The 26545-nt window shown below is 63.5% G+C and carries 25 protein-coding genes; 22 read left to right on the forward strand and 3 right to left on the reverse strand.

Annotation, left to right across the window (positions count from 1 at the left end):
- Positions 1 to 2 precede the first annotated feature (2 nt).
- Genes JQ621_RS13335 through JQ621_RS13350 form a run of 4 tightly spaced genes read left to right on the forward strand, consistent with a single transcriptional unit; the run spans position 3 to position 3344 of the window.
- A complete protein-coding gene (locus tag JQ621_RS13335) occupies positions 3 to 1355 on the forward strand; it encodes a BCD family MFS transporter (RefSeq protein ID WP_212235167.1) in 1353 nt (450 codons plus the stop codon).
- On the forward strand, positions 1352 to 2548 hold the full coding sequence (locus tag JQ621_RS13340; RefSeq protein ID WP_212235168.1) for a geranylgeranyl diphosphate reductase: 1197 nt from the start codon (positions 1352 to 1354) through the stop codon (positions 2546 to 2548). Before JQ621_RS13335 ends, JQ621_RS13340 begins: the two co-directional genes overlap by 4 nt.
- Positions 2548 to 3036, forward strand: a complete 489-nt coding sequence (locus tag JQ621_RS13345; RefSeq protein ID WP_212235169.1) for a TspO/MBR family protein — start codon at positions 2548 to 2550, stop codon at positions 3034 to 3036. The genes JQ621_RS13340 and JQ621_RS13345 overlap by 1 nt, the downstream gene beginning before the upstream one ends.
- Before the next feature lie 41 nt (positions 3037 to 3077).
- Entirely contained in the window at positions 3078 to 3344 is a 267-nt protein-coding gene (locus tag JQ621_RS13350; RefSeq protein WP_212235170.1) for a hypothetical protein, read from the forward strand.
- A 27-nt stretch (positions 3345 to 3371) separates the two neighbouring features.
- On the opposite strand, the gene JQ621_RS13355 is transcribed toward JQ621_RS13350, so the two are convergent.
- Positions 3372 to 3806, reverse strand: coding sequence for a c-type cytochrome (locus JQ621_RS13355; RefSeq protein WP_212235171.1), 435 nt, complete (start codon positions 3804 to 3806; stop codon positions 3372 to 3374).
- Positions 3807 to 4188: 382 nt separating this feature from the next.
- Here JQ621_RS13355 and ppsR point away from each other — a divergent pair, with 382 nt between their 5' ends.
- Positions 4189 to 5562 carry a transcriptional regulator PpsR gene (ppsR, locus tag JQ621_RS13360; protein WP_212235172.1) on the forward strand — a complete coding sequence of 458 codons (1374 nt, stop codon included), beginning with the start codon at positions 4189 to 4191 and terminating at the stop codon, positions 5560 to 5562.
- 1 nt (position 5563) lies between these two features.
- Positions 5564 to 7744, forward strand: coding sequence for a GAF domain-containing protein (locus JQ621_RS13365; RefSeq protein WP_212235173.1), 2181 nt, complete (start codon positions 5564 to 5566; stop codon positions 7742 to 7744).
- Between the two features lie 19 nt (positions 7745 to 7763).
- Here the strand turns inward: JQ621_RS13365 and JQ621_RS13370 are convergent, their stop codons facing one another.
- Both JQ621_RS13370 and JQ621_RS13375 read right to left on the reverse strand, forming a co-directional pair.
- Positions 7764 to 8537, reverse strand: a complete 774-nt coding sequence (locus tag JQ621_RS13370) for a biliverdin-producing heme oxygenase (RefSeq protein WP_312015416.1) — start codon at positions 8535 to 8537, stop codon at positions 7764 to 7766.
- Complete coding sequence (locus JQ621_RS13375) at positions 8534 to 9427, reverse strand: cobalamin B12-binding domain-containing protein (protein WP_212235174.1); 894 nt, start codon at positions 9425 to 9427, stop codon at positions 8534 to 8536. The genes JQ621_RS13370 and JQ621_RS13375 overlap by 4 nt, the downstream gene beginning before the upstream one ends.
- A gap of 264 nt (positions 9428 to 9691) precedes the next feature.
- Here JQ621_RS13375 and bchF point away from each other — a divergent pair, with 264 nt between their 5' ends.
- The 16 genes from bchF to JQ621_RS13455 all read left to right on the forward strand — a co-directional run bounded on the left by bchF (position 9692) and on the right by JQ621_RS13455 (position 26525).
- The gene (gene bchF / locus JQ621_RS13380) at positions 9692 to 10264 is read left to right on the forward strand and encodes a 2-vinyl bacteriochlorophyllide hydratase (RefSeq protein ID WP_409334223.1); all 573 of its coding nucleotides are present in this window, start codon (positions 9692 to 9694) and stop codon (positions 10262 to 10264) included.
- A complete protein-coding gene (locus JQ621_RS13385) occupies positions 10261 to 11547 on the forward strand; it encodes a ferredoxin:protochlorophyllide reductase (ATP-dependent) subunit N (protein ID WP_212235175.1) in 1287 nt (428 codons plus the stop codon). The genes bchF and JQ621_RS13385 overlap by 4 nt, the downstream gene beginning before the upstream one ends.
- Positions 11548 to 11549: 2 nt before the next feature.
- Entirely contained in the window at positions 11550 to 13124 is a 1575-nt protein-coding gene (gene bchB, locus JQ621_RS13390; protein WP_212235176.1) for a ferredoxin:protochlorophyllide reductase (ATP-dependent) subunit B, read from the forward strand.
- The gene (locus JQ621_RS13395) at positions 13099 to 16827 is read left to right on the forward strand and encodes a magnesium chelatase subunit H (protein WP_212235177.1); all 3729 of its coding nucleotides are present in this window, start codon (positions 13099 to 13101) and stop codon (positions 16825 to 16827) included. Before bchB ends, JQ621_RS13395 begins: the two co-directional genes overlap by 26 nt.
- The gene (bchL, locus tag JQ621_RS13400) at positions 16824 to 17735 is read left to right on the forward strand and encodes a ferredoxin:protochlorophyllide reductase (ATP-dependent) iron-sulfur ATP-binding protein (protein ID WP_212235178.1); all 912 of its coding nucleotides are present in this window, start codon (positions 16824 to 16826) and stop codon (positions 17733 to 17735) included. The genes JQ621_RS13395 and bchL overlap by 4 nt, the downstream gene beginning before the upstream one ends.
- On the forward strand, positions 17735 to 18439 hold the full coding sequence (gene bchM / locus JQ621_RS13405; RefSeq protein ID WP_212235179.1) for a magnesium protoporphyrin IX methyltransferase: 705 nt from the start codon (positions 17735 to 17737) through the stop codon (positions 18437 to 18439). The genes bchL and bchM overlap by 1 nt, the downstream gene beginning before the upstream one ends.
- 7 nt (positions 18440 to 18446) lie before the next feature.
- The gene (locus JQ621_RS13410) at positions 18447 to 19880 is read left to right on the forward strand and encodes an MFS transporter (protein WP_212235180.1); all 1434 of its coding nucleotides are present in this window, start codon (positions 18447 to 18449) and stop codon (positions 19878 to 19880) included.
- Between the two features lie 21 nt (positions 19881 to 19901).
- Positions 19902 to 20669, forward strand: a complete 768-nt coding sequence (puhA, locus tag JQ621_RS13415) for a photosynthetic reaction center subunit H (protein ID WP_212235181.1) — start codon at positions 19902 to 19904, stop codon at positions 20667 to 20669.
- Entirely contained in the window at positions 20666 to 21343 is a 678-nt protein-coding gene (puhB, locus tag JQ621_RS13420) for a photosynthetic complex putative assembly protein PuhB (protein ID WP_212235182.1), read from the forward strand. Before puhA ends, puhB begins: the two co-directional genes overlap by 4 nt.
- Positions 21344 to 21356: 13 nt before the next feature.
- Positions 21357 to 21815: a photosynthetic complex assembly protein PuhC gene (gene puhC, locus JQ621_RS13425; protein WP_212235183.1), complete on the forward strand. Its 459-nt coding sequence runs from the start codon at positions 21357 to 21359 to the stop codon at positions 21813 to 21815.
- A 2-nt stretch (positions 21816 to 21817) separates the two neighbouring features.
- Positions 21818 to 22117 (forward strand): hypothetical protein, encoded by a 300-nt coding sequence (locus JQ621_RS13430; RefSeq protein WP_409334225.1) that lies wholly within the window; start codon positions 21818 to 21820, stop codon positions 22115 to 22117.
- Positions 22114 to 23211: a magnesium-protoporphyrin IX monomethyl ester (oxidative) cyclase gene (acsF, locus tag JQ621_RS13435; RefSeq protein WP_212235185.1), complete on the forward strand. Its 1098-nt coding sequence runs from the start codon at positions 22114 to 22116 to the stop codon at positions 23209 to 23211. Before JQ621_RS13430 ends, acsF begins: the two co-directional genes overlap by 4 nt.
- 13 nt (positions 23212 to 23224) lie before the next feature.
- Positions 23225 to 24235, forward strand: a complete 1011-nt coding sequence (gene puhE / locus JQ621_RS13440) for a putative photosynthetic complex assembly protein PuhE (protein ID WP_212235401.1) — start codon at positions 23225 to 23227, stop codon at positions 24233 to 24235.
- Positions 24232 to 25443 carry a 5-aminolevulinate synthase gene (gene hemA / locus JQ621_RS13445; RefSeq protein WP_212235186.1) on the forward strand — a complete coding sequence of 404 codons (1212 nt, stop codon included), beginning with the start codon at positions 24232 to 24234 and terminating at the stop codon, positions 25441 to 25443. Before puhE ends, hemA begins: the two co-directional genes overlap by 4 nt.
- A gap of 85 nt (positions 25444 to 25528) precedes the next feature.
- A complete protein-coding gene (locus JQ621_RS13450; RefSeq protein ID WP_212235187.1) occupies positions 25529 to 26008 on the forward strand; it encodes a hypothetical protein in 480 nt (159 codons plus the stop codon).
- 73 nt (positions 26009 to 26081) lie between these two features.
- The gene (locus JQ621_RS13455; RefSeq protein ID WP_212235188.1) at positions 26082 to 26525 is read left to right on the forward strand and encodes a CBS domain-containing protein; all 444 of its coding nucleotides are present in this window, start codon (positions 26082 to 26084) and stop codon (positions 26523 to 26525) included.
- Positions 26526 to 26545: the final 20 nt, after the last annotated feature.

The following is a 26545-nucleotide window of genomic DNA, read 5'->3' on the forward strand; positions in this document are numbered from 1 at the left end:
CCATGAATGGTTCAGTTCTCTCGTGGTTCGGCATCGTCAGACTAGGCTTGGTTCAGACCGGCCTCGGTGCAATCGTGGTCCTGACGACATCGACGCTGAACCGGGTCATGGTGGTCGAGCTGGCAATGCCGGCGATGCTGCCGGGCGCGCTGGTTGCCATCCACTATGTGCTCCAGGTCTTTCGGCCGGCGTGGGGCCACGGCTCCGATCTGGGCGCGCGGCGGACACCATGGATCGTCGGCGGCATGGCGGTACTCGCAACCGGCGGTTTGATAGCCTCGGTCGCGACGGCCTGGATGACGACGCATCCGCTGCTTGGTATCGCGCTCGCGGTTGTTGCCTTCTGCCTGATCGGCGTGGGCGTCGGCGCCGCCGGCACGTCGTTGCTGGTCCTGCTCGCCAAGCGCACCGACGACAACCGCCGAGCGGCGGCGGCCACCATCGTCTGGGTGATGATGATCGCAGGCTTCATCGTGACCACCGGTGTAGCGGGCCATTTGCTCGATCCGTTTTCGCCGGTGCGGTTGATCATTGTTTCGGCATCGGTATCCGTGGTGGCGATGGTTCTCACTGTCGTCGGCGTATGGGGCGTCGAAGCAGGTCCGGCCGCCAAAGCCCGATCGGCTCCCAGGCCGCCGCGCCAAGCGTCGTTCCGCGAAGCCTTCCTGGAAGTCTGGACCGAACCAAGATCGCGGCGATTCGCCATCTTCGTCTTTGTCTCGATGCTTGCCTATAGCGCGCAAGATCTGATCCTCGAGCCGTTCGCCGGCACGGTGTTCGGCTTCACGCCTGGCGAGACGACGAAGCTTTCGGGCGTCCAGCATGCGGGAACGTTGATCGGCATGGCATTAGTGCCGCTGATTGGCGCCATCTATCCGCGATCTCGCGGAAACCTGCAGATTTGGACCATCGGCGGATGCCTCGCTTCGTCGATCGCGCTGTTGTGTTTGGCGGCAGCGGCGGTTGTCGGGCCGTCCTGGCCGCTGCGCGAGACCGTGTTCATGCTCGGCGTTACCAATGGGGCCTACGCGGTGGCGGCGATCGGCTCGATGATGGCACTCGTCGGTGCGGGCGAAGAGAAGCGTGAAGGCGTGCGCATGGGTCTGTGGGGCGCGGCGCAGGCGTTCGCATTCGGAATTGGTGGGTTCCTGGGAACGCTGGCCAGCGACATCGCGCGCTATGTCCTGACATCGGCGGCGTTGTCTTATTCGGCGGTGTTCGCATCTGAGGCAGGATTGTTCGTCGTTGCCGCGGTGTTGGCCGTTTGGGTTCATCGCGCTCCGGCAAAGGACGCGATGCAGCGGCGTGTTTTCGATTCGCCGGTAGCCGCTATCGCAGAAGGAGCGCGGTCATGACCAGTTCGGAGATTTTTGATGTCGTGGTGGTTGGCGGAGGGCCGTCGGGCGCGACGGCGGCGCACGATCTTGCAAAGCTCGGCCGGAGCGTGTTGTTGCTCGACCGCGCCGGGCGCATCAAGCCTTGCGGCGGCGCGATCCCGCCGAGGCTGATCCGTGATTTCGATATTCCCGATCATCTGCTGGTCGCGCACGTCAACTCCGCCCGGATGGTGTCGCCATCGGACAAGCAGGTTGACATGCCCATCGACGGCGGCTTTGTCGGCATGGTCGACCGCGATGTCTTTGACGAATGGCTACGGGCACGCGCCGCCGAGGCTGGCGCGAAGCGGAAGATTGGCTTGTTCAAGCGTTTCGAACGCGACGAAACCGGCACGACCGTCGTCCATTATGAGGAACGCGCCGCCGACGGGACCACCGCGGAAAGCACGGTTCGGGCCCGCGCGTTGATCGGCGCCGATGGTGCCTTGTCGGCCGTGGCGCGGCAATGCCTGCCCGGTGCGGATCGGATGCCTTATGTGTTTGCCTATCATGAGATCGTTCGTGCGCCGGCGGCGACGTCCAGCTTCGACGGTACACGTTGCGACGTCTATTACCGCGGCACCGTGTCTCCCGACTTCTACGGCTGGGTCTTCCCGCATGGCGACACCGTCAGCGTCGGCACAGGTTCCGCGCATAAGGGATTTTCATTGCGGGGGTCCGTCGGAGGCCTGCGTGAGGCCGCGGGGCTTGCAAGGTCCGAAACCATCCGCCGTGAGGGCGCGCCCATCCCGCTGCATCCGCTGCCGCGGTGGGATGATGGGCACAGCGTGTTGCTCGCCGGCGATGCGGCGGGTGTCGTTGCTCCCGCGTCGGGCGAAGGGATCTACTATGCGATGATCGGCGGACGCTTGTCGGCGGAAGCCGTGGACGAGTTCCTGGAGACAGGGAACGCCAAGGCCCTGCGCAATGCGCGGAAGCGCTTCATGCGGTTGCACGGCGTCGTGTTCTGGATTCTCGGCGTGATGCAGTGGTACTGGTATTCCAATGATCGTCGCCGCGAGCGCTTCGTCAGCATCTGCCGCGACCGCGACGTCCAGAAGCTGACGTGGGATGCTTATATGAACAAGGAACTGGTTCGCGCCAAGCCGGTCGCCCATGTGCGCATCTTCTTCAAGAACCTTGCCCACATGGCAGGACTGGCATCGGCCTGATGGCGACGCGCGGCAATTTCTGGAGGCCGGTGCTGATCGCGGCATCGGTCGCGATCTTCATTGCGCTGCTCGGCGGCACGCTGACCGACACCGGGGTCTGGTATCAGAGCCTGCGAAAACCCCCATGGCAGCCGCCGGACTGGCTGTTCGGACCGGCCTGGACCTTGATTTTTGCGCTTGCGACGGCTTCGGCGGTCCATGCCTGGCGCAACGCCGGGAGCCGCGCGCAACGGGAATGGGTCGTTGCACTGTTCGCCCTGAACGGATTTCTCAACGTGTTGTGGAGCACGTTGTTCTTCGCGCTGAAGCGTCCGGATTGGGCGTTGATCGAGGTGGTGTTCCTGTGGCTCTCGATCCTGTTGCCGATCATCGTGTTCTGGCGTTTCGCAAGGCCCGCGAGCCTTTACCTGGTGCCTTATCTGCTGTGGGTGTCGTTCGCCGCGTTTCTCAACCTCACCGTGGTCCGCCTCAATGCACCGTTCGCGTGATGGCCGGTTGCCTGGCGCAGGCGTCCATGTGATCTTTCGGCATGGCTGACTTGTTTGCGAGCGGACGCCTCGTCGATCTCATTCTCGTCGTGGTCGTTATCGAGGCTGTGGCCTTGCTGGTCTATTGGTTGCGCGCCCGGCGCGGGGTCGCGCCATTCGACCTGCTGCCAAATCTGTGCGCTGGCGCCTGTCTTCTGCTCGCACTGCGGGCCACCCTCGCCGGCAGCGGCTGGATGTTGGCAAGTCTCTTCCTTGCGGCCGCCGGTCTCGCGCATCTGACCGACGTCGCCCGGCGGTGGCGCAACTAGCCACCGCGACTGCGCTGAGAGGATGGACTACTTCTTCTCGGAGAATTTGTTGATGTAGGCGATGACGTCCTTGCGCTGCTGCTCGTCGGTGAGCTTGAACGCCATCTTGGTCGAGCCGGTCGCGAGATCCGCCTTGCCCTTGTCGGTGAGGAATTTCTTCAGGAATGCGTTCGGATCGGGCAGATATTGGAAGATCAGGTCGTCGGACCAGACCAGCCCATTCTCGCCGGCGGCCTTGTTCAGCGCCGAATAGGCGAAGCCGGGCGCCGTACCCGATTGCCGACCGATAACGCCGGTCAAGACCGGTCCGACCAGGTTCTTGGCATCCGGCCCGATGCGGTGACAGGTCATGCACTGCTTGAAAATCTGCTCACCCTTGGCCGCGTCCTGCGCCAGGACCGCGCTGCTCGAAATGACAACGGCTGCTAAGACACAGCCAAAAACTGCAGATTTCACCGGCACGTTGATCTCCCTGACTTCCGTTTGGGCTCGATTTAAGTGTTAGGATATATTGACAGTTATAAATATCAATCGGTGTTGTCGGTTCCCGAGGATCTTTTGAGCGGGGTCAAACAAGTCCTTGCCGGATTGTGCTAGCTGAACGCGTGTCAGCGAGCTTCCAGCCCGGACGGCAACAGTCAGTGTCAATCAAATGTGACAACTAAAACATTCAAAACAAAGGTGTTTCTTGACTTCGCGCTCGATTTTGCGCATTCCTACCAAGGAGGGCCTCAGATTTTGGGTGCCGAGTGTCAGGCCACGTTGGCACGTCGCATGCATCGGCCCGACTGCCGTTATTTCGTCAGCTTCACGCTTCCGCAGAGAATGATCGGCAGATAACAAAATGGCCGCATTACCGACCGTCCAACCCGACATCACGCTCTTGCTGGACATGGAGGGTGTGATCCGCGAGGCGACGCTGTCTCCATCGATGAGCAGCGAGAGTGTCGACGGATGGCTCGGCCGCCCGTGGGTCGAAGTCGCCGGCGAGATGGGCGGCGAAAAGGTCAAGCGCATGGTCGATGACGCGCGCGTCACCGGCATTTCGGCGTTCCGCCAGATCAACCAGCGCTTTCCGAGCGGTCTCGAAATTCCGATGGAATACACAACGGTGCTGCTGGGCGGCCGCGCCGGGATGCTCGCGATCGGCAAGAACCTGCAAGCGGTCGCTGAGCTTCAGTCACGCCTGATCGCGGCCCAACAGACGATGGAGCGCGATTATTGGAAGCTGCGCGAAATCGAGACGCGCTACCGTCTGGTCTTCGACGCATCGAACGAAGCCGTCTTGATCGTATCGGCCGCCAATCTGCGGATCCTGGAAGCCAACCGTACTGCGATCGAGGCGCTGAATTCGCCGCGTCGTCGCAACGAGGACATCGCGGGACGCGAACTGCTGCATGAGATCGCCGCTGAAGACCGCGACGCGGTTCGCGAAGTGCTGGCACGCATCCGCGAGCGCGGCAAGGCGCTGAGCATCCTCGTGCATCTTGGCCCTGAAGCGAAGCCCTGGATGCTGCGGGGCTCGCTGATGACGGCGGAGCCTGGCCATGTATTTCTGCTGCAATTCACCGCGGCGACCGATCTTTCGGCCCCCAAAGAAAATGGCGAGCCGTCGACCGTCGAGGAGTTGGTCGAGCATTTGCCGGACGGGTTCGTGGCGCTCGATGAAGCCGGCATCATTCGCCATGCCAATCAGGCCTTCCTCGATCTGGTGCAACTGGGCTCGAAGGCATCCGCGATCGGGGAATCGCTCGGCCGGTGGCTCTGGCAGCCTGGCGCCGATCTGAATGCACTTCTTTCGAACATCCAGCGGCACAAAACCGTGAGGCTGTTCACGACGTCGATTCGCGGGGAACTCGGCACCGAGACCGAGGTCGAGATCTCCGCCGGGACCGGGGAGGGCGGGCCGGGTCAGATCGGCGTGCTGGTCCGCAATGTGGCCCGTCGCCTGCCATCGGGCAGCGAGAGTGATTTTCTGCGCACGGCGCTGGGCTCGATGAGCGAGCAGATCGGGAAATCGTCGCTGCGCCAGCTCGTCAAGAATACGGTTGGCATCGTCGAACAGCATTATGTGAAGCAGGCGCTCGAGCTTGCGGGCGGCAACCGGACGGCGACCGCCGAACTTCTGGGATTGAGCCGCCAGAGCCTTTATGCAAAGCTCAATCGTTACGGCCTGGACGACAAGGAGCCGGACGCCGAGGAAACCCCAGAGGACTGAGTTGGCGCTGCATTCGCTCGCTACACCAGCATTCGGAAAAGCCGATCTTTCGAACTGCGAACGGGAAGAGATTCATCTCGCGGGCTCGATCCAGCCGCACGGCGCCCTGTTGGTCGTCAGCGAGCCCGATCACCGTGTCGTGCAGGCCAGCGCCAACGCGGCGGCATTTCTCAATCTGAAGCAAGTCGACGGCATGGCGCTCGCCGATCTTGACGGCGACCTGCTGGTCCGAATTCTTCCGCACCTCGACCCGACCGCCGAGGGAATGCCGATCGCGGTTCGCTGCAGGATCGGAAGCCCCAGCGCCGACTATGACGGGCTTTTGCATCGTCCGCCTGAAGGAGGCCTGGTCATCGAGCTGGAGCGGGCCGGACCGTCTGTCGATTTCACCAGGTACATCGCCAAGGCGCTCGAGAAGATCCGCACAGCGTCCTCGATTCGCGCGCTGTGCGAAGAGGCCGCGACCTTGTTTCAGGATCGTACCGGCTACGACCGGGTGATGGTCTACCGTTTCGATGACGAGGGACACGGCGAAGTGTTTTCGGAGCGCCGCAAGCCTGAGCTCGAGGCCTATTTGGGCAATCGCTACCCCGCGACCGATATTCCGCAGATGGCGCGGCGACTCTATGAGCGCACGCGGGTCCGCGTGCTGGTGGATGTGAACTACCAGCCGGTCCCGTTGCAGCCCCGGCTGTCGCCGATCACCGGACGGGATCTGGACATGTCGCTCTGCTTCCTGCGCAGCATGTCGCCGATTCACCTTCAGTACCTGAAGAATATGGGTGTGGGCGCCACCCTGGTGATCTCACTGGTGGTCGGCGGAAAGCTTTGGGGCCTCGTCGCCTGTCATCATTACGAGCCGCGCTTCATCCATTTTGAATTGCGGGCCGTCTGCGAACTGCTTGCCGAGGCGATCGCGACACGCATCGCGGCGCTCGAGAGCTTTGCGCAAAGCCAGTCAGAGATCTTCGTACAGCGGCTCGAGCAGCGAATGATCGAAGCGATGTCGCGCGAAGGCGACTGGCGAGGCGCGATCTTCGACAGCTCGCAATCGATCCTGCAGCCGCTCGGGGCGAGCGGAAGCGCTTTGATCTATGAAGGCCAGATCATTTCGACCGGTGAGGTTCCGGGAACCCAGGAAATCAGGGAGATTGGTGCGTGGCTCGACACGCATCGCGATCGGTCTGTGGTGGCGACGGCATCGCTCGGACTGGATCTTCCTCAATTCGCGGGGATCACGAAGGTCGCGAGCGGCATCGCGGTGACGCCGATCTCCAGCAATCCCGGCGAGTACCTGATCTGGTTCCGGCCGGAGCGCATTCGCACGGTGACCTGGGGCGGCGATCCGTTGAAGCCGTTCGTGATCGGCAATAACCCCACGGATCTGTCGCCGCGTCGGTCGTTCGCGCAGTGGCATCAGCAGGTCGAGGGAACGTCCGACCCTTGGACGCCGGCCGATCTTGCAGCCGCCCGCCTGATCGGCCAGTCGGTGGCGGATATCGTGCTGCAATTCCGCGCGGTGCGCACGCTCATCGCCCAGGACCAGCTCGAGCAGTTCAGCCGCCAGGTGCGCGTGTCCGAGCAGCCGGTGATCATTGCCGATACAGACGGCAAGATTCTGCTGATGAACGAGGCGTTCAAGACGTTGCTGCCGAAGGATCATTCCGCGTTCGGCCGCCTGGATGAGCTGGCCGCAGCCTTCCAGCAATCGGACCGTTTCCTTCACGATGTTGCGGAGCTCATCCGTCACCATCGCCCGTGGCGAGGCGAATTGCTGTTGCGCAGCGAAGGCAACCGGGAAAAGCCGTTGATGATCAGGGCCGATCCAGTGCATCCGTCGCGGGACCGAGTGCTCGGCTTCGTGCTGATCTTCTCCGACATCACCGACCGAAAGGCCGCCGAGATCGCGCGCAGCCGTCTCCAGGAAGGCATCGTCCAGAGCAATCGGATCGGCAGAGTCCGTCTCGATTCCAAGACCGATCTCGTCTACCAGAACCTGCTGTCGTCGGTGATCGAGAACGCGCAGCTCGCCGCGCTCGAAATCACCTATGGTGTGGAAACCGGCCGGATCGCCGAGATGCTCGAGAGCGTCCGCAATTCGACGCTGCGAACTGCCGAAGTGCTGGAGCATCTGATCTGGCATGCGTCGCGCACGTCGGGCAGCAATAAGCCGAAAGCCTGAAACTGCGGGCGTGGCGGACCTACTCCACCGGCGCGACCGTGGCCGAGCCCTGTAGCACGGCAGCCTCGACGGCGCAGGAGAGGTCGATATTCATGGAGAAGGCAATTGCGCCTTCTTCCACCACGGACTGCGGATCGGGCGCAAGTGCAGCGGCCTCGTCGAGCGCTTTGCGATAGTCGGCCTTCAGCATGTCCAGATCGGAATAGTGTGGAAAATCGTAGAAGGCCAGCTCCGAAGGGCGAAGCTCCAGCGTACGCGCCAGCAATCGTTGCAGGATCTGCCCGCCGCTGAGGTCCCCGAGATAGCGCGTATAGGCATGAGCTATCAGCCGCATGCCGTCGCCCCCGGCCACATGCGCAATCCGATTGGCATAGATCTCTCCGGCGGCAAGCAGCGGAATGTCTTCAATCCATCGCTCGCCGCACAGCGCGGCAAGGTCGGATACGATCGCGAGCGAGCGCTCGATCCTGAAGCGGGAGAGCAATGCAATGCCGGGTGAACCGCGATGGCGATCGAGCCCATGCTCCATTGCTTGATAGGCAGGAAGCAGATTGCGCAACAACAGGATGTAGCCTGCCCGGCTTGCCTCACCCCGCAGCAGATTGCGAATGACGCCGGTCCGCTCCGCTTCCGCATGCAGCGCTTTGGTGCGGAGGTAAAGCCCGGTCACGACGCTGGGCGGGGAAGAACTCTCCGCCGTCGTGGCCGTCATCCCCGTCGCCTCCGCGATGGCGTTTGAAGGTAAGCTTCGTCGCGTCAATCTCCGCCGTCCCTGTGCGCCGAGGCCCGTCACTTTTGCCCCTTCATCCGCTCGATCAGACCGTGCGCCTGTTGCGGTGCGGTGATCGCATCTGCCGACATCATATCGGCTCCCATCGACGCCACAAGGTCGGGCTGCGCAATTATCATCGGCCCGCCAAGAATGATTCCGACCTGCCTGTTGCGCGAGTCGCGCCTGATGTCGTGAATATCCTTCTTCAACTCGTCGAGCCGTCGATCGCTGCTCACGGAGAAGCCGACGATATCGAACCAGTGATTATGCACCAGGGATGTCAGTTCCTGATGCGACGAGAAAGGCCCGGTGCAGAGATTCCAGCCGGCGCGGCGGAAGAACTCGGCCACCATGGACAGTCCAAAGCTGTGCTGATCACCCGGAATGATCGTCAGCAGAGCCGATTCGCCGCTGTGGCTGTCGTTTGCTTCCTCGACGAAGCTGTCGCCCAGGCGGTGCATGATGAGCTGCAATCGACCGACGCCGAGCGTCACGCTGGCAAAATCCGTCGTGTCCGATTCCCACTGCGCACCGAGCTGTCGTGCTGCGGGCGCCAGCAGATCGACAAAGATCGATTCGACCGAGGCGCCTTTCGCCTGGAGATCCACGACATAGGCGTATGCAGCGCCGTCATCGGCGCCGAGCGCCAGTGCGGCGAACGTCTCAACCTCGGTCGGCGTGGTCGGCTCTGCAGTCTCCGCGGGCTTTGCGATCGGTGTGCTGCGCAATGCCAGCACGATCTTGGGAATGATCTGCGTCTTGATGGTTCTGACCACTGCGACCGGTTGCAGCGTCGACCGAAAGCGCCAGATCGGCGCCGGAAGTTTCTGTCGCAACGAATTGGGACGAGGCGCCGAAGCAGTGTCGGTGGCGCTACCGCTTGAGAAGGATTGCTCGTTCACATCGGTCATTTTTCACTCCCCCCAACATTAAGTCCCGACGCCGAAAAACCGTCAAGTTGAATTTACGTATGGTTTAGTTGACAGTTCCTGAAGCGAGGTTTAGCCTTCTTTCCATCAAGCCCGCACTTAGGGAGTGGCGCGGTGCAGTTTCGAGCAGCTAAAAGCGGCGACTTTCCCAAACACGGCGACCCTTCGCCGGCAGTTGCTCGATTTCCCCAGCCGATATCGCATCACCGCGACGGAGGACTGTCAAACAATCTTTACAGTCGCGCCGTGGAATCCGTCGCTGCGCCTGCGAATGAAATTTCGAAAACTGCCGATGTCGTCTCCTCGGCGCGTTCGACGGCGCAAGGACTTAAGGCGCTATACACCCCCGAACAGCGCGAGCGCCGCGATGCAACAAAGTGGACGCTGGTGCAGGGCATTCTCGCGCCGGTTCAGTTTGCCGTTTTCCTGATCAGCCTGGCACTGGTGCTTCGCTATCTCTCGACAGGCGAGGGATGGGGCGTCGCGACGGCGTCGATCGTCGTCAAGACGCTCGTGCTCTACGCGATCATGATCACCGGTTCGATCTGGGAACGTGAAGTCTTCGGCTGCTACCTGTTTGCGCCGGCGTTTTTCTGGGAAGACGTTTTCAGCTTTCTCGTGCTGGCGCTGCACACCGGCTATCTGGTCGCGCTGTTCGCAGGGCTCGCCGATCCGCGCCAGCAGATGCTGCTCGCGCTGGCGGCTTACGCTTCCTATTTCGTCAACGCCACGCAGTTCGTCCTCAAGCTGCGCGCCGCGCGTCGCGACGAGCGACTGGCGCTTTCGGCGGCTTCCTCCATTCCCGGGAGCCGCGCATGAACGTGCATGTGCAGGGATGTACCGTCGCCACCGATGGCACGCCAAAGCCGGTCCGCCGCGAGAGCGGCCAGCGCGAGGTGTTCTGCGGGCTGACCGGGATCGTCTGGCTGCATCGGAAGATCCAGGACGCCTTTTTCCTGGTGGTGGGCTCGCGTACCTGCGCGCATCTGATTCAATCCGCCGCCGGCGTCATGATTTTTGCGGAGCCGCGATTTGCCACTGCGATCATGGAGGAGAAGGATCTCGCCGGGCTCAACGATGCCAATGACGAATTGGACCGGATCGTGGCTCAGCTGCTTGCCCGGCGGCCGGACATCCGGCTGCTGTTCCTGGTCGGCTCCTGCCCGTCCGAAGTCATCAAGCTCGATCTGTCGCGCGCCGCATTGCGGCTGTCACAGAAGTTTTCGCCCGCAGTCCGCATTCTCAATTACTCGGGCAGCGGAATCGAGACAACATTCACGCAAGGCGAGGATGCCTGTCTCGCCTCGCTCGTCCCCGCGGCTCCCCCCCCGACCCGGACGAGCGAGGACCAATTGCTCATCGTCGGCTCGCTGGCCGACGTGGTCGAGGACCAGTTCATCCGGCTGTTCGATGCGTTGGGGATTGGCCGTGTGCAGTTTCTGCCGCCGCGCAAGGCAATGGCGCTTCCGGCGATCGGACCAAACACCAGATTTCTCTTGGCTCAGCCCTTCCTCTCGGACACGGCGCGCGCCCTGGAAGATCGCGGCGCCACACGATTGGCTGCGCCGTTCCCGCTGGGCGTGGAGGGCACGACAGCGTGGCTGCGCGCGGCTTCCGACTCATTCGGTGTCGCGCCCGCGCTGTTCGAGAAGGTCACGCAAAATCATCGCGTCAGGGCGGAGCGGGCGCTCGTTCGCTATCGTGACCAGCTCGGCGGACGCCGCATTTTCCTGTTTCCGGATTCGCAGCTGGAAATTCCTCTGGCACGATTTCTGTCGCGCGAATTGTCGATGCAACTGGTCGAGGTCGGGACACCCTATCTGCACCGCGAGCATCTCGCCGAAGAGCTCAGGCTGCTGCCGGATGACGTCGTGCTGTCCGAAGGGCAGGACGTCGATTTGCAGCTCGACCGCTGCCGCGCCGCGCGCCCGGACCTGGTGGTGTGTGGGCTTGGGCTTGCCAATCCGCTGGAAGCGGAAGGCATGACCACGAAATGGTCGATCGAGCTCGTATTCACGCCCATCCAGGGCTACGAGCAGGCGGCCGATCTTGCCGAACTGTTTGCGCGCCCCCTGGTGCGCCGCGCAAAGCTGGTGGCCTGATCATGCAGCTCACGGTGTGGACATATGAAGGACCTCCCCACGTCGGCGCGATGCGCGTCGCGACGGGGATGGAAGGCCTGCATTACGTATTGCATGCGCCGCAGGGCGATACTTATGCGGATCTGCTGTTCACGATGATCGAACGCCGCGACCGGCGCCCGCCCGTGACCTACACGACATTTTCCGCGCGGGATCTCGGCGGTGACACGGCCGAACTGTTCAAGACCGCCGCGCAAAACGCCTATGATCGTTTCAAACCGCAGGCGATGCTCGTCGGCGCGTCCTGCACGGGGTCGCTGATCCAGGACGATCCGGGCGGTCTGGCGCGTGCTCTCGATCTTCCGGTCCCCGTTGTCGCCGTCGATCTGCCGGCCTATCAGCGCAAGGAGAACTGGGGCGCGGCCGAAACGTTCTATCAATTGGTGCGCATGCTGGCCGGGCCGTCAGCGCCGGCACCCGGAACACCGCGTCCGCAGCGTGCTGCCGGAGTCCGCGCGCGCTGCAATCTGCTCGGCCCAACCGCTCTCGGCTTTCGCCATCGCGACGATGTGGCCGAGATCGCGTCTCTGCTGGCAAAGCTTGGCATCGACGTGAACGTCACGGCGCCGATGGGGGCGACGCCGGCCGATATCGCGAGATTGGGCGAGGCCGACTTCAATGTCGTGCTGTACCCCGAAATCGCCGGCCAGGCCGCCTCGTGGCTACAACGGACGTTCGGTCAGCCTTTCACGAAAAACGTTCCGATCGGTGTATCAGCCACCCGCGCATTCGTGGAAGAGGTCGCGAGGCTCGCCGGTGTCGATGCCTCGGCGACGCTCGCTTCGGACTCCACCCGGCTGCCATGGTACTCGCGTTCGGTCGATTCGACCTATCTGACCGGCAAGCGTGTCTTCATTTTCGGCGATGCCACCCACGCCGTCGCCGCCGCACGCATTGCATCCGACGAGCTCGGCTTCAAGGTCGTTGGCCTCGGCACCTATAGCCGTGAGTTCGGCCGCGAGATCCGCGACGCAGCAAAACGCTACGACGTCGAACCGCTGATCACCGACGACTATCTGGAAGTCGAGGCGAAGGTCGCGGAATTGCAGCCCGAACTGGTGCTGGGGACGCAGATGGAGCGGCATATCGCAAAGCGTCTCGGCGTTCCCTGCGCCGTTATCTCGGCGCCGGTGCATGTGCAGGATTTTCCTGCACGATACGCTCCGCAGATGGGATTTGAGGGTGCCAACGTCATCTTCGACACCTGGGTGCATCCGCTGATGATGGGCCTCGAAGAGCACCTGCTGGCCATGTTCAAGGACGATTTCGAGTTCAAGGATGGCGCTGTGCCGTCGCATCTGGGTGCGGCTCATGGAGCGGGCGACGCCGGTAAGCCGGCTCAGCCCGTTCAAATGCCTATCGCGGTGCCGGAAGCTGGTGCGATCTGGGCGCCCGATGCCGAGAAGGAGTTGTACAAGATTCCGTTCTTCGTCCGCGGCAAGGCCCGCCGCAACACGGAACGTTTCGCCAATGAAAACGGCGTTGCCACCATAACCATTGAGACGCTCTACGATGCCAAAGCGCACTACGCCCGCTGACGCGACGCCTCTGAGGGTCGTCGTCGTGACCATGGACAGTCATCTGTCCGGCGCGGCTGCGCGGGCGCAGAGCTTGTTGCGGAGCAATTTCCCGGGACTAATGCTCTCGGTCCATTCTGCGGATGAGTGGGGCACGGACGATGCAGCGCTCGATCGTTGCAAGGCCGATATTGCCCGCGGCGACATCGTGATCGCCACCATGCTGTTTCTCGACGACCATGTTCGGCTGGTGCTACCGGCACTTGTCGCCCGGCGTAGTCATTGCGACGCAATGATCTGCTGCATGTCAGCAGCCGAAATCGTCAAGCTGACGCGCGTCGGCAAGTTCGACATGAGCGGCGAAGCGCTCGGCGCCATCGCGTGGCTGAAGAAGCTGCGCGGCAACCGCAAGGCTAGCCCCGGCGGCAAGGGCGAGATGAAGATGCTGCGGCAACTGCCGAAGTTGCTGCGCTTCATCCCCGGCACCGCTCAGGACATGCGCGCCTATTTCCTGACGCTGCAATATTGGCTGGCCGGCTCCGAGCAGAACATCGCCAACATGATCCGCCTGTTGGTCGACCGTTACGCGGATGGTCCGCGCCGCAGCCTGCGCGGCCTCGCCAAGGCCGAGGCGCCGGTCGACTATGCCGACATAGGCGTCTACCACCCGCGCCTCAAGGGACGCATCGCCGATACAGCGGATCGACTGCCTGTCGCGGCTGGTGAGCGCGGGACCGTGGGGCTCCTGCTGCTGCGCTCCTATCTGCTGGCCGGAAATGCCGGCCACTATGACGGCGTCATCACCGCGTTCGAGGCGAAGGGGCTGCGCGTGATCCCGGCCTTCGCCAGCGGGCTCGATCAGCGCCCGGCGATTGAACGTTTCTTCATGAAGGACGGACGCAGCGTCGTCGATGCGGTGGTCTCACTGACCGGCTTCTCGCTGGTCGGCGGTCCCGCCTACAACGACTCCCGGGCAGCCGAGGACATTCTCGCCAAGCTCGACGTGCCCTATGTGTCGGCGCATCCCGTCGAATTCCAGACGTTGGAACAATGGGGGGCTTCGGATCGCGGACTGATGCCGGTGGAGAGCACCATCATGGTGGCGATCCCCGAGCTCGACGGCGCCGCGGGCCCGATGGTCTATGGAGGCCGATCGGACGGCGCCGGAATCCCATGCACAGGTTGCGAGCGTGCCTGCACGTTTTCCCGTTCGGAAGCTGGCGGCGAAATGCACGTGTGCAGCGAACGCGCCGACATGCTGGCGGCGCGAACAGCAAGGCTGGTTGCGACGCGCCGCTCCGAACGGCGGGATCGCAAGGTCGCGATCGTCCTGTTCAATTTCCCGCCGAATGCCGGCAATACCGGCACCGCGGCGTTTCTTTCGGTGTTCGAATCCCTGCATCGAACGCTTTCCGCCATGAAGCGCGAGGGCTACCAGGTCGAGGTGCCCGAGAGCGCCGACGCCTTGCGGGAACGCATCGTGGTCGGAAATGCCGCCCGCTTCGGTGCTGATGCCAACGTGCATGCCCGAATTGCGGCCGGCGATCACGTACGGAACGAAAAATGGCTGCGTCAGATCGAGGCGCAATGGGGGCCGGCGCCGGGCAGGCAGCAGAGCGACGGCAGCTCGATCTTCGTGCTCGGAGAGCGCTTCGGCAACGTCTTCGTCGGAATCCAGCCAGCATTCGGATATGAGGGCGACCCGATGCGGTTGTTGTTCGAGAAGGGCTTTGCGCCGACGCATGCCTTCTCGGCGTTTTATCGCTGGCTGCGCGAGGATTTCGGCGCCGGCGCGGTGCTGCATTTCGGCACCCATGGCGCGCTCGAATTCATGCCGGGTAAGCAGACAGGTCTTTCCGGCGCATGCTGGCCCGACCGGATGATCGGCGACCTGCCGAATATTTATCTCTATGCCTCGAACAACCCGTCCGAAGGCACGATCGCCAAGCGCCGTTCGGCCGCGACGCTGGTCAGTTATTTGACGCCGCCTGTCGCTCATGCAGGACTCTACAAGGGCCTGGTCGAGCTGAAGGCCTCGATCGAGCGTTGGCGTGGCCTCACTCCGGAGGAAGATGCCGAGCGCGGCGATCTTGCGATCCTGATCCAGGCCCAGGCGAGCGCGCTGGAGCTGACCGAGGCCGAGCCTGCGTGGATCAGTCCTGCCAAGGCCGTCGGCAGACTGTCGGAAGCCGTGCTCGAGCTCGAATATACCTTGATCCCGCACGGTCTGCACGTTGTTGGTGAAGCACCATCGATCGAACAGCGCGTCGAGATGCTTCAGTCGGTGGCGGATGCCTCGCACGGCGCGCGTCCGGACAAATCGATCCTCGAGGCGCTGGTGGCGGGCCAGGCGCCCGAAGCATTGGATGCGAGGGACGACGCCCCACTGGCGCTTTACGAGGAATTGGCGGGCATCGACCGCATCCTCCAGCAGGATCACGAACTGCCCGCGATCCTACGTGCGCTGGATGGCAAATTCATTCGTCCTGCTCCGGGCGGCGACCTCCTGCGCACGCCGGCGATCCTGCCGACCGGGCGCAATCTGCATGGCTTCGATCCGTTCCGAATTCCCAGCGCCTTTGCGGTGCAGGACGGCGCGAGCCAGGCGCGGCGGCTGATCGACAAGCACGTCGGCGAAGGACACGGCATTCCGGAATCGGTCGCGATCGTGCTCTGGGGCACCGACAATCTCAAGAACGAAGGCGCACCGATCGGGCAGGCGTTGGCCTTGCTTGGGGCAAAACCGCGCTTCGACGGTTATGGCCGGCTGACCGGCGCGGAATTGATTCCGCTCGATCAGCTTGGCCGGCCGCGGATCGACGTCATCATCACCATGTCAGGTATCTTCCGCGATCTGCTGCCATTGCAGATCAAGCTGCTGGCCGAGGCCTGCTTCCTGGCTGCATCGGCCGATGAGCCGGTCGAACAGAACTTCGTTCGCAAGCACGCACTCGCCTATCAGGCCGCGCATCATTGCGATCTCGAGACCGCTTCGTTGCGCGTGTTCGGCAATGCCGACGGCGCCTATGGCTCGAACGTCAACCATCTGGTCGAGAACGGGCGGTGGGACAACGAGGACGAACTGGCCGAGACTTACACCCGCCGCAAGAGTTTTGCCTACGGCCTCAAGGGGCAGCCGGTGCAGCAGACGGAACTGCTGAAGAATGCGCTCTCAACCGTCGATCTCGCCTACCAGAACCTCGACTCGGTTGAGCTTGGCGTCACTACGGTCGATCACTACTTCGACACGCTCGGCGGTATCAGCCGCGCCGTGCGAATGGCGAAGGGCGGCCAATCGGCGCCGGTTTATATCGGCGACCAGACCCGCGGTGCGGGAACGGTCCGGACGCTGTCCGAGCAGGTCGCGCTGGAGACCCGCACACGGATGCTCAATCCGAAATGGTACGAAGGCATGCTCAAGCACGGTTATGAGGGCGTTCGCCAGATCGAGGAGCACGTCACCAACACGATGGGCTGGTCGGCGACGACGGGCGAGGTGGCTCCATGGGTCTATCGGCAGCTCACCGAGACCTTCATGCTCGATCCCGACATGCGCGAGCGCCTGGCATCACTCAATCCCGTCGCCTCCGCCAAAGTCGCGAACCGGCTTATCGAGGCGCACGAGCGCAAATACTGGTCGCCCGATCCGGAGATGCTCGATGTCCTGCGCAGGGCAGGCGAAGAGCTCGAAGACCGCCTCGAAGGCGTGGGAGTTGCCGCATGAACATCCAGACCAAACCATCCTCGCTCAAGAGTCCGTCCTGTTGCGGCGACGGCGAGGGCAGCGTGCAGGTGCAGCTCGATCCCAAGCTCAAGATCGGTACCGCAAAGGTATTCTCGGTCTACGGCAAGGGCGGCATCGGCAAAAGCACGACATCGTCGAACCTGTCGGTCGCTTTCTCGAAGCTCGGCAAGCGCGTGCTGCAGATCGGCTGCGATCCCAAGCATGACTCGACCTTCACGCTGACCAAGCGCCTGGTCCCGACCGTGATCGACGTGCTGGAATCCGTGAACTTCCACGCCGAGGAGCTTCGTCCCGAGGACTTCGTGTTCGAGGGTTACAATGGCGTGATGTGCCTGGAGGCCGGTGGGCCGCCCGCCGGCACGGGCTGCGGCGGTTATGTCGTCGGACAGACCGTGAAGCTTTTGAAGGAACACCATCTGCTCGAAGACACCGATGTGGTGATCTTCGACGTGCTCGGCGACGTCGTCTGCGGCGGCTTTGCAGCACCCTTACAACACTCCGACCGCGCGCTGATCGTCGCCGCCAATGATTTCGACTCGATCTTCGCGATGAACCGCATCGTCGCCGCGATCGAGGCCAAGTCGAAGAATTACGGTGTCCGGCTCGGCGGCGTCATCGCCAACCGCAGCAAGGATACGGACCAGATCGATCGTTACGCCGAGCAGGCCGGCTTGAAGCGCGTCGCGCATTTCCCGGATCTCGACGTCATCCGCAAGAGCCGCCTGAAGAAATCGACGCTGTTCGAAATGGACCAGACGCCGGAGCTGAAGGCCGTGACCGGCGAATACATGCGGCTCGCCGCCGAGCTCTGGGCCGGCACGATCGAGCCCCTGCCGGGAAAATCGCTCAAGGACCGTGAAATTTTCGATCTGCTGGGGTTCGACTGATGTCGATTGCAACCTATCTCGAACGACGTGGCGAGCTTGAGACCTATTTCGACCGGACCGCGGTCGATGCCTGGGCCAAGCTGACGTCGGATGCGCCGGTCGGTCGCATCAGGGCCACCGTGCGCGCGGGTCGCGACGAGATGCGCAACACGCTGCTCTCCTGGCTGCCTCAGAACATGAACGGCGCGCGATTGCTCGATGCCGGCTGTGGTACCGGTGCCCTCTCGATCGAAGCCGCGCGGCGCGGCGCTCGCGTGGTGGCGATCGATCTGTCGCCGACGCTGGTGTCGGTGGCACGCGAGCGCCTGCCATCGGATCTCGATTCCTCGACCATCGAATTCCGATCGGGCGACATGCTCGACCCCAAGCTCGGCAGGTTCGACTTCGTCGTCGCGATGGATTCGCTGATCCATTATCGTCCGGCGGATACGTGCCGGATCATGGCCGGTCTCGCGGCGCGGACCGCCGAGGCCCTGTTGGTGACGTTCGCGCCGAAGACGCCGGCCCTTGCCGTGATGCATGCCGTCGGCCGGTTTTTTCCGCGCGGTGATCGCGCTCCGGCGATAGAGCCCGTCGGCGAGCAGAAATTACGGCGGCTGCTGATGGCGGATGAGGGGCTCGAACGCTGGCAGCTCGGCCGCAGCCATCGCGTCGCCAGCGGATTCTACAAGTCGCAGGCCTTAGAGATGAAGCCCTGGAGATGATTCCCCGATGACCCCGATTTCGTCGACATTGGCAAAAGGCTGGATGCGGCTCGGGACGCGATTCCTTCCGTTTGCCGACGCGGCAACGACGGAGCTTCCGCTCGGACGGCTGCTGCGTCTGTCGTTGTTCCAGGTGTCGACCGGCATCTCGATCGTGCTGCTGAACGGCACGCTCAACCGCGTGATGATCGTCGAGCTCGGCGTCTCGACGCTGCTGGTCTCGCTGATGGTGTCGATCCCGCTGGTGTTCGCGCCGTTCCGCGTTCTGATCGGCTTCAAATCCGACAATCATCGCTCGGTGCTGGGCTGGCGCAGGGTGCCCTATATCTGGATGGGGACGCTGATCCAGTTCGGCGGCTTCGCCATCCTGCCGTTCGCGTTGCTGGTGCTGTCAGGCACCGGCGAGTATCCTGCGGTTTACGGACAATTCGGTGCAGCGCTCGCTTTCCTGCTTGTCGGCGCCGGCATGCACACGGCCCAGACCGCGGGTCTCGCGCTCGCCACCGATCTGGCGCCGGCTGATGCGCGCCCGCGCGTGGTGGCCTTCCTCTATGTGATGCTGCTGTTCGGGATGGCCGGCAGTGCGCTGATCTTCAGCGAGCTGTTGCGCAACTTCAACGAGATCCGCCTGATCCAGGTGATCCAGGGCGTTGCCGTCGCGCAATTGCTGCTCAACATCGCTGCACTCTGGAAGCAGGAAGCGCGCAATCCGGCGCTGACGTCGGCAGCGCGGGAACGGCCCGAATTCCAGCACTCCTGGGCCAGGTTCCGCAATGCCGGCGGCTCGGTCCGCGTCCTTGTCGCGGTGGCACTCGGCACTTCGGCGTTCTCGATGCAGGATATCCTGCTCGAGCCCTATGGCGCAGAAATTCTCAAGCTGACCGTGGGCCAGACCACGGCGCTCACGGCGTTCTTCGCGCTCGGCACGTTGGCCGGATTTGGCCTTGCCGCCAGGACCCTGGGACGTAACGCCGATCCCTATCGCATCGCGGGCTTCGGCGCGGTTGCGGGGGTGTTCGCGTTCGCCGCGGTAATCTTTGCAGCGCCTTTGGGTTCGGTTCTGCTGTTTCGGATCGGTACCGCACTGATCGGTTTCGGCGGCGGGCTGTTTGCGGCGGGAACGCTGACCGCCGCAATGGCCATTGCAGCAGATGGCGAGAGCGGATTGGCGCTGGGGACCTGGGGCGCCGTGCAGGCCACGGCGGCCGGCAGCGGCATCGCGCTCGGCGGTGGCATCCGCGATGCGGTGACGACGCTCGCGTCGGGCGGCACGCTCGGCCGCGCGCTGACGGATCCGTCGACGGGTTACAGCGTCGTCTATCACATCGAGATTGCGTTGTTGTTCGCCACTCTGGTTGCGATCGGTCCGCTCGTGCGCACGGCACGGACGGACTTCTCGCAGCCATCAACAAAGTTCGGCCTGGCCGAGTTTCCAGGCTAGTCAACCAAGGGGAGGTCGCCCATGCAGCCCGACTCGTATATGGACCTCGCGCAGGTCACGCTTTACGTCTTCTGGATCTTCTTCGCCGGTCTGATCTTCTATCTTCGCCGCGAAGACAAGCGCGAGGGTTATCCGCTCGAATCGACAGGGATCAACGGCGGGGTTTCTTACGGCTTTCCGCGCATGCCCGATCCCAAGACCTATCTCTTGCGCGACGGGCACGTCGCGACGCTTCCGAACCACAAGAACGATCGCCCCGACGTCGCGGTGGCGCCGATCGCGGTGTGGCCGGGCGCCCCGGCCGTGCCCACCGGCGACCCGATGCTCGATGGTGTCGGGCCCGGGTCCTACGCCAATCGCGAGGACGTTCCCGAACTGACGATGGAGAACATCCCCTGCATCGTTCCGCTGCGTCTTGCCGAAGGCACCTATCTCGAACCACGCGACCCCGATCCGCGCGGCATGCGGGTGAACGGCGCGGACAGCGAGCAAGGCGGCATCGTCACCGACGTCTGGGTCGATCGTGCCGAGGCGCTGATCCGCTATCTCGAAGTGGAGGTCACGACCGCTGGCGGCCCGAAGCGCGTGCTGTTGCCGTTGCCGTTCGCCAAGATCGACGGCCGCCGCAGCCGGGTCTGGGTCGACGCCATCCTCGGCAGCCAGTTCGCCAACGTGCCTGCCACGAAGAGCCCGGATCAGGTGACCAAGCTCGAGGAAGACAAGATCGTCGGATATTACGGCGCGGGTACGCTCTACGCGACGCCGGCACGACAGGAGCCGCTGCTGTGAAACAGGATCATCAGCAATTCGAGACTCGGCAGTTCAAGGAGCTGCCGGCGCCGCTGCCGGTCGGTGAGCGCGTGATCTGGCAGGGCAAGCCCAGCTTCAGGGGGCTGGCGCTGCGGTCGTTCCACATCCGCGATGTCGCGATCTATTTCGGCGTCCTGCTGGCGTGGCGGCTGTGGTCGAACTGGTCGCACGGCATGCCGGGACGCGATGCCGTCATTTCGGCGCTGTGGCTGATCGCTCCGGCGATCAGCGCCATCGCCGTGCTGGCCGGCCTCGCCTGGCTGTTTCGGCGCGCCGCCTGCTACACGCTCACCAGCAAGCGGGTGTTGTTCCAGTTTGGCGTCGCGCTGCCGATGACCATGAACATTCCGCTGAGCAAGATCACCAACGCAGCCCTGAAGATCCATCACGACGGGTCGGGCGACATTCCTCTCGGCGTATCCGACAGCAAACGCGTCTCGTATTTGCTGCTGTGGCCGCACATCCGTCCGTGGCGGCTGCGCGCGCCAGAGCCGATGCTGTGCGCATTGCCGGACGCCGCGATCGTCGCCGCGAGACTTTCGGACGCACTGGGCGGGCAGCCCGCCCCGACGGCTGTTGCGCTGTCGGCGTCCGCCAACCGCAATCTGGTCGCGGACGTCACGGCCAATTCGCCGTCGACCGCGGCGGCCTGAACGGAGGACAGACATGAGCCAGGCCATCCAGGAGCCCGTCGTTCCCAAAGGCGGCATCATCGCAGCCGCGGCCCTCGTCCTGTTTTCGCTCGCGACCGTCACGACGGCGCGACTGACGGGGACGGGCGGCGTCCACATGACGCTGCCGGCCGCGGTCGAAAGCCGCGATTTCCAGTTCGAGGACGGCAATAACGGTGCGGTGCTGGTGTACGACGCCCACGATCATCAACTCGTGGACACGCTGGCGCCGGGCAGCAACGGCTTCATCCGCGTCGTTCTGCGCGGGCTCGCGCGGGAACGCAAGCTCGGCGATATCGGCCGGCAGCCGCCGTTTCGCCTCACCCGTTTCGTCAACGGCCAGATCACGCTGACCGACACCTCGACGGGCAAGCAGATTGATCTTGCGGCGTTCGGATCGGCCAACACCGAGGCCTTTGCGCGACTGATGACATTGAAGGGGAGCGCGTCATGACCATGCCCTGGAGCGGTTCGCGTAAATCCTTCGACGTACCCTGCACCGTCGAGATCGAGCAGACCTCGGAGACGCTTCACGCCCATGTCGTGCTCGATGGCGACATCGCGATCCGGCCCGGCGACGAGGTCAGGGTGCATGACGCGCCGACCGGAGTCGCCTTCGGCGAACGCCTCGTCGTGCGGAGAACCGCGACCGTGGTGCGCGCCGGTCCGCTCGGACGCCTGCTGGCGCGAATCGAGGGCTATCTGGAATTGACCGAGCTTTATGAAGTCAGTTTCTCGGACGGGAGGGCATCATGATCAACATCGAAGGCGGCACCCACGGCAGTCTGCAAACGCGCCCCGCGATCAGGGGAAGCAGCGAAAGCCTCGACAAGGCGCGCGAGGACACCATCCTCAGCCCGCGTTTCTACACCACCGACTACGAGGCGATGGATCGCCTCGACGTCAGTCTGGTGCGCTCCGAATGGAACGCAGTCATCAAGGAGCTGCGCGCCGATCACAACAAGGCGCATTTCGTCAAGACCGACGAGTTCAAGAACGACCTTGAGTCGCTGCCGCCGGATCTCCGCAAGGAGTTCAAGGATTTCCTGGTCTCGTCGCTCACCGCGGAATTCTCGGGCTGCGTGCTCTACGCGGAGATCAAGAAGCGGATCAAGAACAGGGATATCCAGGAGCTGTTCAGCTTCATGAGCCGCGACGAGGCCCGCCATGCCGGCTTCATCAACGAGATTCTGAAGGATCACGGCATCGGGGTCGACCTGAGCTTCCTCACCAAGGTGAAGAAGTACACGTACTTTCGTCCCAAGTTCATCTTCTACGCGACCTACCTGTCAGAGAAGATCGGCTACGCCCGCTACATCACGATCTATCGTCAGATGGAGCGTCATCCCGAGCGGCAATTCCATCCGATCTTCCGCTGGTTCGAGTTGTGGTGCAACGACGAGTTCCGCCACGGCGAAGCGTTCGCGCTGTTGATGCGCGCGGATCCTTCGCTGCTGCGCGGCCTCAACAAGCTCTGGATCAGGTTCTTCCTGCTGGCCGTGTTCGCCACCATGTACGTGCGCGATCACATGCGACCCGCTTTCCACGAGGCGCTTGGCATGGATCCGACCGACTACGACATGCGGGTGTTTCGCATCACCTCGGAGATTTCCAAGCAGGTGTTTCCGGTCACGATCGATATCGAGAATCCGCGCTTTCTCGCCGGCATGGAGCGCCTGCGGCTGATCTCGGAAGCGATCGCGGATGCGCGCGAGCAGGGCGGCTTGCTGTCGAGAGTTAGGCGCGCAGGCCTTGCGGCTCAGGCTGCCCTGGCGTTCGCACGGTTGTTCCTGCTGCCGGTGAAGCCGAACACGCTGCCGCGCGAAATCTGCCTGCAGCCGGCTTGGTGAGGAGAGGGCGTTGATAGCCGCATACACGGTCCCCCCCATCTACGCTGCGTTTGTGTGGTGGTTCAGCACTGGGGCCGTGCTGTTGCTGGTGGGACGTTCGGGACGGTTCGGACTGTCGCGAGCGTTCCTCGCACTTGGGTTGCTTGCCGGGGCGCTCGGCGGCCTTGCGCTCACCGCCGGTGATACCAGCGTCGGCGGAGCATATACGGCCTTCACCTGCACCATCCTGCTGTGGGGCGCGCAGGAGATCGCCTTTCTCGCCGGCTGGTTGACGGGGCCCCGGCCGGAGCCTTGTCCGGCGCATGCCGCCGGCCGGGTGCGCCTCGGCCTTGCGCTGCAGGCCATCCTCTATCACGAGTTCGCGCTGCTCTCCTGCGGCGCGGCCATCGCCGCCTTGACCTGGACCGGCGCCAACCAGGTCGGTCTGTGGACGTTTGCGGCCCTCTGGGTGCTCAGGCAAAGCGCCAAGATCAACCTCTTCCTCGGCGTTCCCGTCACCAACGACGAGCTGATGCCGGATGCGGTGCGGTTCCTGAAGACGTTCTTCACGCATGGGCCGGTCAGCGGCTTCTTTCCGCTCTCGGTCACGCTCGCGACAGCGGCCCTCGTCATCATGATCCAGCGTATCGTCGAAGTCGCGGTGTCTCCTTTCGACATCGTCGGACTGACGCTGGTGTCGACGCTGTTTGCGCTCGGCGTCGTCGAGCATTGGTTCATGCTGCTTCCGTTGCCGGCGATGACGCTGTGGGGCTGGGGCATGCGCTCGGGTTTCCCGCCGGAGGATACCACCATGGAACAGGAACGAGACACCAAGGCCACCGCGGCGCCGCCCAACCTCGTCGTGCTCGCGGATGTGCGCTCCGATGCGGCGCCTCCGAAGCTGTCGCAGGGAGCCTCCGCGCGGCAGCGTCTCGAAGACCAGTTTCGCCAGAACTATCGCGAGCAGCAGGCAAGAGAAGGCCTGACGGCGGCTCATACGATCTGTCCCGAGCCGGCGGCAACGATCAAGGGGAGGACGTCATGAACTACGAAGCCTATTTTCGCCGGCAGCTCGAGGGTCTTCATCGCGAAGGCCGCTATCGCGTGTTTGCTGATCTCGAACGCAAGGCGGGCGCGTTCCCCCGCGCGAAACATCACCATCCGAGTGGCGCGGGTGAAGTCACCGTCTGGTGCTCCAACGACTACCTCGGCATGGGCCAGCACCCCGCCGTGCTGGAGGCGATGCATGACGCGCTCGACAGTTGCGGCGCCGGGGCCGGCGGCACGCGCAACATCGCCGGGACCAACCATTACCATGTGCTGCTGGAAAAGGAGCTGGCCGATCTGCACGGCAAGGAAGCCGCACTCCTGTTCACGTCGGGCTATGTCTCCAACATGGCGTCGCTGAGCACGCTTGCGTCGCGGATGCCCGGTTGCACGATCCTGTCGGACGAGCTCAATCACGCCTCGATGATCGAGGGTATCAGGCACAGCCGCGCCGAGACGCGGATCTTTGCGCATAACGACCCGCGCGATCTCGAACGCAAGCTCGGCGATCTCGACCCGCACGCACCGAAGCTGGTCGCCTTCGAGTCGGTCTATTCGATGGATGGCGACATTGCCCCGATCGCCGAGCTCTGCGACGTCGCGGACGCCCACAATGCCATGACCTATCTCGACGAGGTCCACGGCGTCGGCCTTTATGGACCCAAGGGCGGCGGCATCGCCGACCGGGAGGGCGTCAGCCATCGCTTGACCGTGATCGAAGGCACCCTGGCAAAGGCATTCGGTGTCATCGGCGGCTATGTCGCGGCATCGGCGACGATCTGCGATTTCATCCGCAGCTTTGCCTCCGGCTTCATCTTCACCACGTCGCTGCCGCCCGCGGTCGCGGCCGGGGCTCTGGCCAGCATTCGTCATCTGAAATCGAGCGCGGCGGAGCGCGAGCGGCATCAGGATCGCGTCGCGCGGCTGCGCCGGCGGCTCGACGAAGCCGGCGTCGCCCATCTGGACAATCCCAGCCACATCGTGCCGGTCATGGTCTGCGACCCCGTCTTGTGCAAGCAGATCAGCGACGTTCTGATCGACCGCTACGGCATCTATGTACAGCCGATCAACTACCCGACGGTGCCGCGCGGCACCGAGCGGCTGCGCATCACGCCGTCGCCGCATCACACCGATGCCGATATCGAGCATCTGGTAACTGCGCTGGCACAGATCTGGGCGGAGGTCGGGCTCGCCAGGGCAGCTTGATCGGCAGATCCCCCGGGCGGCTGATATGGGTGCTCGGAGTTGGTCGATGGCCCGATAGGCCGGTTTTCGCGAACCGCGGTCAATCATGCGGAAGTTGATGAAGTTTCTTCATACGCTGGGAGCGATCGGCCTTGTCGGCGCGGTCGCCTGCTTCCTCGTCATGGCCGGCTACGCGCCCGCGCCGAGCGCGATCACGCAATACGCGCCGCTCAGCATCGCCACGGGAGCCGTGGCGACATGGATCTTCATGCCGTCTCTCGGTCTTACGCTGGTCGCCGGTCTGCTGGCCATGGCCGTGAACAGAGCGTTTCACAACGCCGGCTGGGCATGGGCAAAACTCGCGATGGGCGTCCTCGTTTTCGAATGGGGATTCGTGTCCGTGGTTGGGCCGCTCCAACAGGAGGCGGAGCAAAGCGCGCGAGCGTTGGCCGGCGGCAGCGATCCCGCCACGCTCGCCGGCGAATTGGGGACCCGCAGCGCTACGCTTTGGGTTTTCTTGGCCATTGCGATGGCCAACATTGTTCTCGGCGTGTGGCGGCCGCGGCTCACGCGGCTGCCGGACTAGATTTGTTGCATGCTCAACGAAGATTTCGACTAATCTTCAAGGCGGGCACGAAACGGCCCACGATAGGAGATCGATGAGCACGGTAAAAAACGCTCTGGCCCAGAAGAGTGGCCCCCTGATCCATGTCCGTTCCGGAGACATGGTCGTCGAAGCCTTGCGGCAAATGCGCGACAATCGGGTCAGGTCGGTGCTGGTCATCGACGACGGAGTGCTGGTCGGCATCGTGACCCAGGGTGACTGCGCCATCAAGGTGCTGCTGCCGGGGCTCGATGCGAAGCAGACCCCGGTGAGCGAGGTGATGACCGGCAACCCGGTCACGATCAAGCCGGACGATCGGCTGGACAGCTGCATGGCAATGATGGCTGCGCGCGGTTTTCGCCATCTGCCAGTGCTGGACGCGGGCAAGGTCGTCGGCGTGATCTCGATCGGAGACGTCGTCAAGAACATCATCCGGGATCTGGAGCACAACGTGGACGACCTGATGGGCTACATCATGAAGGACGGGCCCGGAGGCTGACGGACGAACCGCGGTGTCGC

The sequence above is a fragment of the Bradyrhizobium manausense genome, from assembly GCF_018129685.1.
GTDB classification, from domain to species: Bacteria; Pseudomonadota; Alphaproteobacteria; order Rhizobiales; family Xanthobacteraceae; genus Bradyrhizobium; species Bradyrhizobium manausense_D.